Origin of the sequence: Mucilaginibacter sp. R-33 (genome assembly GCF_049949235.1) — a bacterium.
In the GTDB taxonomy this organism is placed as follows: domain Bacteria; phylum Bacteroidota; class Bacteroidia; order Sphingobacteriales; family Sphingobacteriaceae; genus Mucilaginibacter.
Window position 1 is genome coordinate 5,057,421 of record NZ_CP188089.1, and the last position, 13,880, is coordinate 5,071,300.

The window sequence follows — 13,880 nt, forward strand, 5'->3', positions numbered from 1 at the left end:
GGTCAACAACGTAAGCGGTAAATAATTACTGCTGGCTCAGGTCCTGGATAAGCGGGGTGAATTTGCTGGTATCCGCCGGTACAAAAACATCGGGCATAATGCCTCCGCCGCTAAAAACTTTACGCCCGCTTGAAGTATGGAATGATGGGGTGCCTTTAAAAACACTATCGTTAAGGTTGCTTTGTTCTGAAAAAAGTTCACCTTTTTGCATGCGCTGGGCAAGTTCATTGCGATAACTGTCAACCCCGTTTTTGTATGATTTCTGGATAGAGCGGCCCGAAGGGGTATAGTACCTGGCCACTGTTAAATTAACTGCCGAACCATCGTCAAAAGCAAACTGCTGCTGTACCAAACCTTTACCAAATGATCGCCGACCAACAATAGTAGCCCTGTCAAGGTCCTGCAGGGCCCCTGCTAAAATCTCACTGGCCGAGGCCGAATATTCATCAATAAGCACGGTAAGTTTCCCTTTCTGAAACATGCCCGAATCGGTGGCAAAGTAATCAGTACGGGGCTCGTGAATACCTTTGGTATAAACTATCAACTTTCCATCAGTTAAAAACTCATCGGCTAATGAAGTAGCAGCATTAAGGTACCCACCGCCATTGCCTCTCAGGTCGAGCAGCAATTTATTCATACCGTCAACTTTTAGCGCCGTTAAAGCCTTTCTGAAATCGAGGTCGGTAGTGGCCGAAAACTTGCTGATCTTGATATAGCCGGTGTTAGCATCGGCCATATAGGCAGCATCAACGCTGCTCAGGTCAACATGCCCCCGTTTAACCGTAAGTATTTTTAAATCTTTGCTCAGCGGAGGCACAACACTCAGTTTTATTTCAGCATCCTTTTCGCCCCTGAAAACACTATTTATACGGGTGGCTGTTAGCTTGCTGCCCGAAAACTTTTTATCGTCGACATTGATCACCTTACTGCCCACCAGTAAGCCCGCTTTTTCGGCCGGACCGCCGGCATAAACCTGCGTAATGATCAGTGTATCACGAAGTAACTGGTATTCGATACCGATACCGTTAAAACCACCGTCTAACCGTTCATTGATGGATTGCGCCTGCTGCTGCGGTAAATAAAGCGAATGCGGATCAAGGTTTTGAAGCAGGTTATTTACCGACACGCCTTCAATACTATCGATATTAACGCTGTCAACATAGTTGCGGTCAACCAGTTGCAGCACCTTTGCTATTTTACTATTGCTCACAAAGGAGAAGCCAAGGTTATGCGCGGCAAAATCCTTGTTAAGCACCTGGCCTATCATCACCCCTACCAGCAGCAGGATTATTGTCCGGAAAATTACACCCGCGGTCCTCTTCATAACTTATTACACACAAAGTTAATAATTGCAGGGTCAATAATTTTTACCCGCACCCTTGCATTTGATGATTTTTACCGAATTTTGTTATAAATTATTTGAAAATAGGCAATGGAAACCACTACTGAAAGGGAATCGCACTACAAAAACCTCGAAAAACAGACCGTAAGGGAAATTTTAGAAAACATTAATAACGAGGATAAAACTGTTCCCTTTGCTGTGGAAAAGGCCCTGCCGCAGATAGAAGCATTGGCAACTATCACCGCAGAAAGGATGAAAAACGGCGGACGTTTATTTTACATAGGCGCCGGTACCAGTGGCCGTTTAGGCGTGGTTGATGCATCGGAATGCCCGCCAACATTCGGCGTTCCGTTTGATATGGTGGTGGGCTTGATAGCAGGCGGCGATGGCGCGATCCGCAAAGCGGTAGAATTTGCTGAAGACGATGCTGTACAGGCCTGGAAAGATCTGGAAGCTTTCGACATTAATGATAAAGACGTGGTTATTGGCATAGCCGCTTCGGGCACTACACCGTATGTGATCGGCGGCTTAAAAACAGCTAATGAGCATAATTTAGTTACCGGCTGTATTGTTTGTAACAGCGGCAGTCCGGTAGCGGCTGTGGCACAGTACCCGGTTGAAGTAGTAACAGGCCCTGAGTTTTTAACAGGGTCAACCCGCATGAAAGCAGGCACGGCGCAAAAATTAGTTTTAAATATGCTGAGCACAAGCGTAATGATCCAGCTTGGCCGCGTAAAAGGGAACAGGATGGTTGATATGCAATTGAGCAACCACAAATTGGTGAACAGGGGCACCCGCATGGTAATGGACGAAACCGGGCTGAACGAAGAAGAAGCAGCCGGGTTACTGAAACAATACGGCAGCGTACGAAGCGCTGTTGATCATTATTTAAAAAAATAAACTGAATTTGAAGATGTGTTGATTTGGAAATTTGAAGATGTTTGTATTCGATAAATTCTCAAATTCAAAAAATTCGGGTTCAGACAATTTGAAATCAAAAACATGCACGATATTGAACCATATTACCGCTGGAGAGACGATTACGTGGCATCAGAAGATGAGTTTTCGCCTTTCTACGCGACAGAATACAGCGAGTTTGAATTTGACAAGCAGGTATACAATTACCTGCTGCACCCGCAATGGGACTCATTCGGCTCCAATACCCTTTATTTAAAAGTGCTTTTTGCCGATTATGATAAAGGCTACACTATTATTGAGCTGATAGGTGAATGGAATGACGCCATAAACAACGACATTATGCTGCTGAAGCGTGAGCTGCTCGACCTGATGATAGATAATGGCATCAGCCATTTTATCCTGATCGGCGAAAACGTACTCAACTTTCATTCAAGCGATGATTGCTATTACGAAGAGTGGTTCCAGGACGTGGAAGACGGCTGGATAGCAGGCATCAACTTCCGCGAACACGTGATAGACGAATTTAAACACAGCAATATCGACTATTACATCAATTTTGGCGGCGAACTCGATAGCCTTGGCTGGCGTACCCTGAAACCCATACAGGTTTTCAAAAAGGTTGAAGAGCAGTTGATGAGGAGATTGAATTAGGGGTACAGAGTCAAGAAGCAGGAAGAACAGAAATCAAGACTGCAAGAATCAAGAGACAAGACATTTCGGAAAACTTTCCTGTTTCTTGACTCTTGATTCTTGCAGTCTTGCTTCTTCATGCTGTATTCACCTTTTATTTATATATTCGTACTATAATTTTTAACACAAAATGGAATTTAAAGAATCTAAATACAACTTCGATAATGTAATCGAAGTTAGGGATCAATCAGAAGTTGATTCACGCAGGTTTATGGCCGGCGTTTTCAGCTGGATGTTCGTTGCACTTGGCGTATCAGCGATAACAGTTTATCTATTTTTGAATATGGGCCTGATCAGTCTGATCGTTGCACCAACAGGCGGCCTTACGGGTTTTGGCTATTTTGCGCTGTTTTCGCCACTGGCGTTTTCATTGGTAATGCAATTTGGCTATAACCGAATCTCTTATCCGGTATTGGTGCTGCTTTTCGTAGCTTATGCAACACTTATTGGCATCAGCTTAAGTTTGATATTTCTGATCTACACATCTGCATCAATATTGGGTGTTTTCATTACCGCATCAGTAACTTTCGGTATTATGGGCATTGCCGGTTATACTACCCAGATGGATTTAACAAAGTTTGGTTCAATCATGTACATCCTGTTCATTGGGATTTTTGTAGCTTCATTAGCTAACTTCTTTATGCACAGCGAACAAATGAGTTACATCATCAGCTACATAGGCATAGCTGTATTTACTGGTTTAACTGCCTACTATATGCAAATGTTAAAACGCATTGGAGCAGGTATTGAATACGGTGATGCAAGCTCGAAAAAACTGGCCCTGATGGGTGCGCTAACATTGTACATCACACTGATCAACCTGTTTTTTATGCTCCTCCGTTTATTCGGCAGAAGAAGATAATCTCATTAAGAAATTCAATCATAAAGCTGCCTCCGCAAAAGGCGGCTTTTTTTGTTTAACAATGTGGCTTAGGCATGATATTTAGCGTATGTTATACACTTGCAAATGATAACTTTATTGCGCAACTTTGCACTGCTTATGGAGAAAGACGGAGGGATTAGACCCTGCGATGTCTTAGCAACCTGTGCTTCACAAGGTGCTACATTCTACCAGGCAGCAATTACGCGCCCGGACAGATAAGCGAAAGTCATAACAACACCCGACTTTTCGAGATAAGCTGTATTTAGATTTGAGATATTAGACGTGAGATTTGAGATAGCTTCGGCTCTTTCAATCGCCTGTTTAATGTCTTTTTATCAGATATATGAGGTGAAAGACATGATGTTTTAGCAAGGTTCTCTCCGCTAAAATCTCACGTCTCAAATCTCATATCTCACATCTCAAAAAATGGACATTAGAAAAGAATTACAGAAACGCATCCTGGTGATTGACGGAGCAATGGGTACCATGATCCAAAGGTACCAGCTTACCGAGAAGGATTTTCGTGGCGAGCGTTTTCGCGATCATCATAGCGACCTGCAGGGCAATAACGACCTGCTCAATATCACGCGCCCTGATATTATCAAAGCCATCCATGCCGAATATCTTGATGCCGGTGCGGATATCATTGAAACTAACACTTTCAGCACACAGGTAATTTCCCTTGCCGATTATCACCTGGAAGAACTGGCCTATGAACTAAGCTACGAAGGCGCACGCATTGCCCGCGAGGTAGCCGACGAATATACCCGGCGCAACCCTGCAAAGCCGCGTTTTGTTGCCGGTGCCATCGGCCCAACCAACCGTACTGCTTCCTTATCGCCAGACGTTAACGACCCCGGATATCGCGCCGTTACCTTTGATGACCTGGCCGAGGCCTACTATGACCAGGTACGGGGTTTGGTTGACGGTGGTTCGCACCTGTTGTTGGTTGAAACCATATTTGATACCCTTAATGCCAAAGCTGCGCTGTTTGCCATAAAACGTTATGAGCAGGAATGTAAAGCTGCAGGTAAGGATTTTCCCGCTTTCAGGGATTCGGGCGGTATCATGATCTCAGGTACTATTACCGATGCTTCAGGCCGTACCCTTTCCGGGCAAACTGTCGAAGCTTTCTGGAACTCGATAAGCCATGCCAACCTGCTATCGGTAGGCCTAAACTGCGCTTTGGGTGCCCGGGAAATGCGCCCGCACCTTGCCGAGCTTTCTGAAAAAGCAGGTGTATTTATTTCGGCCTATCCAAACGCCGGCTTACCCAACGAGTTTGGTCAATACGATGAAACTCCGCATGAAACCGCTCACCAGGTTGACGATTTTATCAAAGCCGGCCTGGTTAATATTGTTGGTGGCTGCTGCGGTACCACACCCGAGCATATTAAGTGCATTGCCGATAAGGCTGCCAAATATCCGCCCCGCCCTATCCCACAAATTGAGCCGGACATGCGCCTGAGCGGTTTGGAATCCGTTACCATAAAACCCGAAAGCATTTTTGTTAATGTGGGTGAGCGTACCAATATCACCGGTTCACCAAAGTTTTCCAAATTGATCCTTGCCGAAGATTATGAGGCTGCTTTATCTGTTGCCCTGCAGCAAGTTGAAGGCGGCGCACAGGTTATCGATATTAACATGGATGAGGGCATGATTGATTCGGAGGCTGTGATGGTAAAATTCCTGAACCTGGTTGCTTCTGAACCGGATATAGCCAAACTGCCTATTATGATCGACTCATCCAAATGGACGGTGATTGAGGCTGGTTTAAAATGCGTACAGGGAAAAGGTATCGTGAACTCTATCTCCCTTAAAGAGGGCGAAGAAAAATTTAAGGAACAGGCCCGGAAAATCTTAAGCTATGGTGCTGCCACCGTAGTAATGGCCTTTGACGAAACCGGTCAGGCTGATTCATTGGAGCGTCGTATCGAGATCTGCAAACGGTCATATGAGATCCTGGTGAACGAAGTAGGATTCCCGCCGCAGGATATCATTTTTGATCCGAACATCCTAACAGTTGCTACCGGCCTGGAAGAACATAATAACTACGCGGTTGATTTTATTGAAGCCACCCGCTGGATCAAACAAAACCTGCCGCACGCCAAAGTGAGCGGAGGTGTAAGTAATATTTCGTTCTCGTTCAGGGGTAATAATACCGTGCGCGAGGCTATGCACTCGGCTTTCCTGTACCATGCTATTAAAGCGGGTATGGATATGGGTATTGTAAATGCCGGGATGCTGGAGGTTTACGAGGAAATTCCGAAAAACCTTTTGGAGCTTGTAGAAGATGTACTCCTTAACCGCCGCCCGGATGCTACCGAGCGCCTGGTTGAGTTTGCCGACACCATTAAGAGTAAAGGCAAAGAAGTAGTACGCGACGAAGAATGGCGCAAAGGCACCGTTCAGGAGCGCCTCTCCCACTCGCTGGTAAAAGGCATTGTTGAATACCTTGACGACGATGTGGAGGAAGCCCGCCAGGCCTACAGCAACCCCCTTGAGGTTATTGAAGGTCCGCTGATGGATGGTATGAATATCGTAGGCGACTTGTTCGGTGCCGGTAAAATGTTTTTACCACAGGTGGTAAAATCGGCCCGTGTGATGAAAAAGGCGGTGGCTTACCTGCTGCCTTTTATTGAGGAAGAAAAAAAGAACAACGTAAATGCCGATCAGCGCGCCAACGCCGGCAAGGTATTAATGGCCACCGTAAAAGGCGATGTACATGATATCGGCAAAAATATAGTTGGCGTGGTACTGGCTTGTAACAACTTTGAGGTGATTGACCTTGGGGTGATGGTGCCCGCGCAACGCATTATTGAAGAGGCTAAAAAGCAAAACGTTGATATCATTGGCTTAAGCGGATTGATCACCCCATCGCTTGATGAAATGGTGCATTTTGCTAAGGAAATGGAACGCGAAGGTTTTACCATTCCGCTAATCATTGGTGGTGCTACAACGTCGCGCATTCACGCTGCCGTAAAAGTGGCGCCGCAATACTCCGGGGCTGCCATTCACGTTTTGGATGCTTCGCGCAGCGTTACCGTTTGCAGCAATCTAATGAGCAAGGACAACCGGGATGCCTATATCCAGAGCATTAAAGACGAATACGCCAAAGCCCGCGAGGCACATGCCAATAAAAAATCGGACAAGCGTTTCGTAACAATCGAAGAAGCCCGTGCCGGTAAATTCCAGATTAGCCTGGATGGCGATGTGGCGCCGAAACCCGCATTTACAGGCACCAAAGTATTTGAGAATTTCCCGCTGGAAGAGTTGCTGCCTTATATCGACTGGACGCCATTTTTCCACACCTGGGAACTTCGCGGCAGCTATCCGAAGATCTTTGACGATAAGTTTGTAGGCGTTGAAGCCAAAAAACTATTTGATGATGCGCAGGTATTGATGAAACGTATTGTTGACCAGAAACTGTTCACCGCGAAAGGTGTAATTGGCTTCTGGCCGGCCAATGCCGTAGGTGATGATATTGAATTATATACCGATGAAAGTCGCACAACAGTTTTAAATCGCATCCATACCTTACGCCAGCAGGCCGAAAAGTTGAAGAATGATCCGTATTATGCCTTGTCAGATTTTATCGCACCAAAAGAAAGCGGTGTGCCTGATTACTTCGGCGGCTTCGCCGTAACAACCGGTTTAGGTTGTGATAAGCTGGTAGCAGAATTTGAGGCCGATCATGACGACTATAACAGCATCATGGCCAAAGCCCTTGCCGACCGCCTTGCCGAAGCCTTCGCCGAAAAAATGCACGAATTGGTGCGTAAAGAACATTGGGGTTATGCCAAAGGCGAGCAATTAAGCAATGTAGAGCTGATTAAAGAGGAATACCAGGGTATTCGTCCCGCACCGGGTTATCCCGCCTGTCCGGACCATACCGAAAAAACTACCCTGTTCGAATTGCTTAAAGCCGAAGATAACGCGAACATGCAGTTAACCGAAAGCCTGGCCATGCTGCCTGCCGCTTCAGTAAGTGGTTTTTACTTTGCGCATCCGCAGGCAAGGTATTTTGGCTTAGGCAAAATCAGTAAGGACCAGGTGGAGGATTACGCGATGAGGAAAAATATGCCGCTTGAGGATGTAGAAAGATGGTTAGGGCCGAATATTAATTATTAGCCCCCCTGCCCCCTAAAGGGGGAGTGAAAGCGAAAATTGAAAAAGCGCGAGAACGTGCGATTCCCCTCTTGAGAGGGGTGGAGGGGTGTGTTAACAAAGCGAAAAATAAACGCCGCATAACACACCCCTGCCAACATACAAATCCACCGCGCCCCCTCTCAAGAGGGGAACTCGAATTGTAATTATAAAACTTAAATAAAAAATTCCCCCTTTAGGGGGTTAGGGGGCAAATGAAAATACCTGAACATATAGCAAACGCCAACGGCAAAACACTTTTTTCTTTTGAACTGATCCCGCCTTTAAAGGGGCAGAGCATCCAGGGCATTTATAATGCAATTGACCCGCTGATGGAGTTTAAACCTCCGTTTATTGACGTTACTACCCTGCGCGAAGATTTTATTTACAAGCAGCATCCAAGTGGTCTGCTCGAAAAATTATCGTACCGTAAACGCCCGGGTACCATTGCCATTTGCGCGGCTATCATGAACAGGTACAAGGTTGATACCGTGCCTCACCTGCTTTGCGGCGGTTTTACTAAAGATGAAACTGAAAATGCGCTTATTGAGCTCGAGTTTTTAGGCATCGAAAACGTGCTGGTATTACGTGGTGACGCCCGCCTTGGTGATTCGTCATTTGTACCTACGCCCAACGGCCATTGCTATGCTACCGACTTATTGCAACAGGTGGTAAACCTCAACAATGGCATTTATTTACATGAAGATCATGGCAATACGGCCAAAACAAATTTCTGTGTAGGCGTTGCCGGTTATCCCGAAAAACATTTTGAGGCCCCTAACCTTAAAACCGATTTCAAATATCTGAAACAAAAGGTGGAGATGGGTGCGCAGTTCATTGTAACCCAAATGTTTTTTGATATTGATAAATACAAAGAGTTTGTGAATGGCTGCCGGGCCAATGGCATCAATGTGCCTATTATTCCGGGCCTGAAACCAATCACATCGTCAAAACAACTGGTTACATTATCAAAAACCTTCCATATCGATATCCCCGAGGATCTGAGCGATGCCATCCACGCATGTGCCACCGAAAAGGAAGTAAAAGAAGTAGGCATTGAATGGATGATTAACCAGTGTAAAGAGTTAATTGCCTTTGGAGCACCGGTACTGCACTTTTATACCATGAGCAACGCCGGACCAACTAAACGAATTGCTGAGGCGATATTTTAGCCCTCTCCAATATGTCATTGAACGTAGCGTGGCAACCGCACGGAAGCACAGCCGCCCTGTATAGTGTGCGATTGCCACGTCGTACCTCCTCGCAATGACATGTTTTTTCACAGCGTTTCCCGTATAAACCTTTGCCCTTGTTGTGAATCATAAATTAAAATATTTACTTTTAATTATCAATCTAACACCTGCTTATGGATACTTTTAGTCACATCAAGGCTGTTATCAGCATTACATTGGGCCTTAGTATTACCCACCTGCTTAAAGGTGCAGCCAAACAAATTCAGCATCCCGGCCGGGATAAACCTTATTGGGTGCATAACCTATGGACGCTTTACGTATTTATATTACTGCTGCACTTTTGGTGGTGGGAGATTAGCCTGCATGAAATTAAGCACTGGCTTTTTGCCGAGTACTTTTTCATCATCATCTACATAGTAACTTATTACAGCGTTTGTGCACTGCTGTATCCTGATGATTTGAAAGACTATCAGGGCTACAAAGATTACTTTTACTCACGCCGAAAATGGATCTTCAGCATTTTGGGAGCGAGTTACCTTCTCGATATTATTGATACCGAAATAAAAGGGCCAAGCTATGTGCATCACTACAATATCGAATATCCTATCCGCAACATCAGCCATTTTATATTATGCATGATAGCCATTAAGGTGGAGAACCGAAACTTTCATGCGGCTTTGGTGATCATCTTTATTCTGTACGAGGCTTCGTACATACTGAGGCTATTTTGACGGTTAAAATGAGAGGGCGCCGACATGCAACGGCACCCTCTTCCCCCGTTCCCATGCAGGTTACTTGCAAAAGATAACCTGGTTCGTTTTTCCCCAGTCGTTACTTTCGCCGGTGGTTAATTTGCGATAGGTTGTCAGGGTTAGGCTATAGGCGCATGAGGGCCATGCGCTAAAAGGAGGAGTTAAAACAAATGGTGACGGCGAGGCCATGTCAAATTTCTTAGCGTCTCCGCGCGGAGTTGTGCCACTGGGCAAACCGCTGACCGTACCCGTAGCGTTTGACCATACACCCAGCGACCAGCTGGCAATCAGTTCATGATCAACTGTGTAATCGGCATGGGCGGTTCCGCTTACCGGAGTGCAGCCACTGCCCCCGCCGGCAAAAAGTTCTTCCAGCTTCAGCAGGTTTACTTCGTTCCAGTTGTTAACATAGATCTTGCCGATAAGCGATTGCGTATTCAGGTTTGGCGAAGTGGCATTAGCCGGATCGTCAGTAGTTTGAAATTGGATGTATAACATTCTGCCGTTTTTCTGATCTGCCACAGGCACAGCTAAACCAGGCGTTAACCCGGCGCTGGCATCGCCGCCTCCAATAATGGTAGTAGTGTTTAAATAAAACAGCGATCCATAAAAACCATTATCCAATGCAGGCTGATCAACACGTACCCAGCCATTGGCGTCAGGGTGCAGCACATGATCCGGGATCGGATTAGGATAATTATCTGCAGGAACGCTATCGGGCACAGAAGCAGGTTTATTGATATCGATCACTACATCCTGAAAGGCAGTTGTACCATTCCAGGTGATTTGCCGGGTGGCAACTTTTAAGGCTGTAGCTTCCATCTGGGCGGTAGTTACCGGGCTGAAGTTCAAGTTATCGGTAGAAAACAAAAAGCGGTAATAAAGTGGGCTGGCCGGCGCGGTGGGCACTTTCTTGGTGGCGTAGCCCCCCAGCTTAACCGAACCAAAGAAACCGTATCCTGTGCCGCCCGCTCCAAATTTGCTCATAAGGGTTTTACCGCTGCCATCAATATCAGATGTAATGCTGAAATTCCCAACCGCGGTAAACCATGGTATATCGCTGGTAATGATGCCGCCGCCTTTAATGCACAGTTTTACGCAGAAACAGTTGTTGGCATTATGCCTGTCGTTCTGGCGGCCCCGGGTACGGTCTTCGGCCAGCAGTACAGTGCCAGATGAACTTTCAACCCTGAAATAATAGTCCGGACCGGCAGGCCATTCTACATTGAGCCATGGCAATAAGGTTTTCCTAAAATTGTCACCGGGATATACGATAGTGAACTTGCCGTTGTTATCGGTATAGGCGTTACCCAAATAATCGTCTTGCAGCAGGTCTACATCATAGGCAAAAACTTTAACACCGGGAATTGGCTTTTGGGTTTCACAATCGTTTACATAACCGCAAACTACCCAAATGTCCAATAAGGTAAGGATGCGGCAAAACCATTTGGCATCTATTTCATAATCAAATCTTGCGTATTGGACATTTTCCTGGCTGCTTTTATAAATGGGTTGCAGTGTAGTAATGTGGAACTGTAATAGCGGTTCATTTTTAGGCAGCGGAATTTTGAAAGGAACATTGCCGCAGTACCAGTCCACATCAATGCTGCCGCCTTCATAGCCTGATTTGCCGCCGTCAATTTCTATAGTAAAATCGCCGTTTTCCTGCACATCGGCATGGGTGATGAACATCCGTTCCTTGGCTTTCAGTTCATCATCATTTACCTGGTGAAATGTTTGTTTGGGATCGGCTACAGCAAGCCGGGTTTCATTTTGCTGATCGGAAGGGCGATAAACTTTTACCGATGTACCCGCAACGGGCAGTTCGCAGTCTGAACATAATAAACCGCGCAGGTTCCCTTTAATAATGTAGTTCATAAGTTTTTGATTAGTATTTGTACCGGCTTACTCTTTAAACTGGATTTTCAGCATACTCCACCGCAAGCAGGCTGATGTCCAGCTCATTTGCTGAGTCAAAGGTTGGGTAAAACGGCTGCGCAATCAACGTTGCCAGTACGCTATTATAGCCTGTGCTTGTACGTGATATAAAAGCGTATCATCAACATGAGCTAAACGTAGAATTACGTTTTAAGGGAAATTCGGTATAAAAAAGAAAGCGCCTTTCCGGGCAGGAAAGACGCTTTGCAATCACATTTTAGGTTGTTATTGATACAGATATGTTTCGGTGAGGTGTTGCATAGCTTCCTGAAACAGCAAGAAAGCAGTTTCCTCATCATTTTGGTTTATCGCGTTAAGCGATGTAGCAATATATTTATCGTACAGGCCTTTAAATATCGCCTCTTGGTTTGGTGTTTTATCGATAGCTTCCAGCAGTGATGCCGAAATAGTGTAGTACTTTTCAACTTCCACACCGCTAAACTTTTCGGTCAATATTTTATCGCGAAAAGCGCGAAGTGTATTTAACTGGCCTTCGGCTTCTGTGCCTAACATGGTAGTTGTAATACGGGTAAGGGCGCATGGGTCATTTGAAGTCGTAACAGCGGGACAACCAGCAGTGCCCGGGCAAGGCACAGCTTGCTCCACATACATTCTCATACCATCTGATGGCTGAATAATAAGCTTATAAGGTAGATTTTCTTCCATCAGGTGCCCAAAATGATAAATAAAATCATCACAAGCAGTATTCTTTAAAAATTCGGACAACCGTACCCTACCCATAAATGATCCACGGTTAATTTGGGTATAACCCATAGCCGGATCAAGCTTCTTAAAATTCAATACGTGATTAAACAGTACCTGCCATGTTCTCTCCAATGAAATAACTTCACCAGTGTTAGTCATAAAACCATGCTGGTTGATAATAGAGTTAGGCAAGCTGGCTGTTATTGTGTAATTACAGGGGATCAGTACCAGCATTCTTGATGATGGATCATTGGCATCTTCAAGGCCGTTCATAAACTTGATACCGGATACGTTTTCGCCGCTTAAAACAGTTTCAACAGCTGTGCGGCTAAGCATTACCGACTTAACTTCTGTAGGGAACTTCTGATGAAAATTTTCGGTTAATTCTAAGTAGAAGCTTTCGCTGATGAACTCGCCTACCTGATCAGGGCTGATCTGTGTAATTAGCATTTCTTGTTTCATAAAATCGGGTTTTAGGTTTTTGTGATATTATTACCAAAAGCAATTTAATAAACAATATCCATATTTAGATATTATATTAAAAACTTTTTTGCATCCTGAAAAACAGGATTATTTAAGCACAAAATACCTATATAACCAGCAATTTCATGCCACGTAAGATTACAGTTTCTGATACGTAAAAATACGTATAATACGCGGGTAATAAAACGCATCTAATTTGTAATTCACTAATAACCAACAACATAAAACCAAATCAAAAACCTATCACAACCTATATGGCCGGGGCATCTCATTGAGAGAGATACTTATTAGTATTAGTTTTATACAAAAAAATCCCTACACGCTATTATTTTTATGGAAACACAAGAAAGAAGACCATCATCACCTATCACCGGCAAAGAAGGCGCACCGATTGATATCAACCTGGCCGCCGAATGGACAAAGAATCACAGGCATCGTAATCCAAAAGATATCATATCACAATTTTTCGGACAGGAAATATTAAACACCATATTAAAGCAAGATGGCTGCATGGGCATCCGTATCTATTATGCCAACGATCAAAAACTTAATAGCTGGCAAAAGTTTTGGGTTTCTGTAAGCAATTTCCTTTTATCTGTTATCGCCAATGTTAGCGGGCAGCAGCATTTCATAATCACTGGGGTAACGGCTGATGGAGAGGATCAACTTCCAGGCAATAAATCAGCAGCGGCTAAAGAGTTTGCCAAAGGTGTTCAAACCTTCGCACTCATGACAGCCGAAAATGACAATATTGTTGGTGAACAGGCTATGCCATGCCCTGGAACATCTGGATGCCCACAAAATATACTTACAAACGATTAGATATCTAT

The 13,880-nt window shown here is 44.9% G+C and carries 10 protein-coding genes and 1 riboswitch; of the genes, 7 read left to right on the top strand and 3 right to left on the bottom strand.

The features are described 5' to 3' along the window. Window positions 1-25: 25 nt before the first annotated feature. Window positions 26-1,324 carry a S41 family peptidase gene (locus tag ACP26M_RS20760; protein WP_426582908.1) on the bottom strand — a complete coding sequence of 433 codons (1,299 nt, stop codon included), beginning with the start codon at window positions 1,322-1,324 and terminating at the stop codon, window positions 26-28. A gap of 108 nt (window positions 1,325-1,432) precedes the next feature. Here ACP26M_RS20760 and murQ point away from each other — a divergent pair, with 108 nt between their 5' ends. The 6 genes from murQ to ACP26M_RS20790 all read left to right on the top strand — a co-directional run bounded on the left by murQ (window position 1,433) and on the right by ACP26M_RS20790 (window position 9,903). Beyond that, window positions 1,433-2,242, top strand: a complete 810-nt coding sequence (gene murQ / locus ACP26M_RS20765) for an N-acetylmuramic acid 6-phosphate etherase (RefSeq protein ID WP_426582910.1) — start codon at window positions 1,433-1,435, stop codon at window positions 2,240-2,242. Between the two features lie 102 nt (window positions 2,243-2,344). Next, window positions 2,345-2,911 carry a hypothetical protein gene (locus tag ACP26M_RS20770; protein ID WP_176626583.1) on the top strand — a complete coding sequence of 189 codons (567 nt, stop codon included), beginning with the start codon at window positions 2,345-2,347 and terminating at the stop codon, window positions 2,909-2,911. A gap of 169 nt (window positions 2,912-3,080) precedes the next feature. Further along, window positions 3,081-3,812, top strand: a complete 732-nt coding sequence (locus tag ACP26M_RS20775) for a Bax inhibitor-1/YccA family protein (protein ID WP_426582912.1) — start codon at window positions 3,081-3,083, stop codon at window positions 3,810-3,812. Window positions 3,813-3,945: 133 nt separating this feature from the next. Continuing rightward, window positions 3,946-4,055: riboswitch (SAM riboswitch) on the top strand. A gap of 204 nt (window positions 4,056-4,259) precedes the next feature. Further along, window positions 4,260-7,964 carry a methionine synthase gene (gene metH / locus ACP26M_RS20780; RefSeq protein ID WP_426582914.1) on the top strand — a complete coding sequence of 1,235 codons (3,705 nt, stop codon included), beginning with the start codon at window positions 4,260-4,262 and terminating at the stop codon, window positions 7,962-7,964. Window positions 7,965-8,194: 230 nt separating this feature from the next. Then, window positions 8,195-9,151, top strand: coding sequence for a methylenetetrahydrofolate reductase (locus ACP26M_RS20785; protein ID WP_426582916.1), 957 nt, complete (start codon window positions 8,195-8,197; stop codon window positions 9,149-9,151). A 194-nt stretch (window positions 9,152-9,345) separates the two neighbouring features. Then, complete coding sequence (locus tag ACP26M_RS20790) at window positions 9,346-9,903, top strand: hypothetical protein (protein WP_110584101.1); 558 nt, start codon at window positions 9,346-9,348, stop codon at window positions 9,901-9,903. Window positions 9,904-9,963: 60 nt separating this feature from the next. Here the strand turns inward: ACP26M_RS20790 and ACP26M_RS20795 are convergent, their stop codons facing one another. Both ACP26M_RS20795 and ACP26M_RS20800 read right to left on the bottom strand, forming a co-directional pair. Further along, complete coding sequence (locus ACP26M_RS20795; RefSeq protein WP_426582918.1) at window positions 9,964-11,802, bottom strand: hypothetical protein; 1,839 nt, start codon at window positions 11,800-11,802, stop codon at window positions 9,964-9,966. A gap of 285 nt (window positions 11,803-12,087) precedes the next feature. Then, window positions 12,088-13,029 (bottom strand): hypothetical protein, encoded by a 942-nt coding sequence (locus ACP26M_RS20800; protein WP_426582920.1) that lies wholly within the window; start codon window positions 13,027-13,029, stop codon window positions 12,088-12,090. A gap of 354 nt (window positions 13,030-13,383) precedes the next feature. Between ACP26M_RS20800 and ACP26M_RS20805 the strand changes: the two genes are divergently transcribed. Continuing rightward, on the top strand, window positions 13,384-13,872 hold the full coding sequence (locus ACP26M_RS20805; RefSeq protein ID WP_426582922.1) for a hypothetical protein: 489 nt from the start codon (window positions 13,384-13,386) through the stop codon (window positions 13,870-13,872). Window positions 13,873-13,880: the final 8 nt, after the last annotated feature.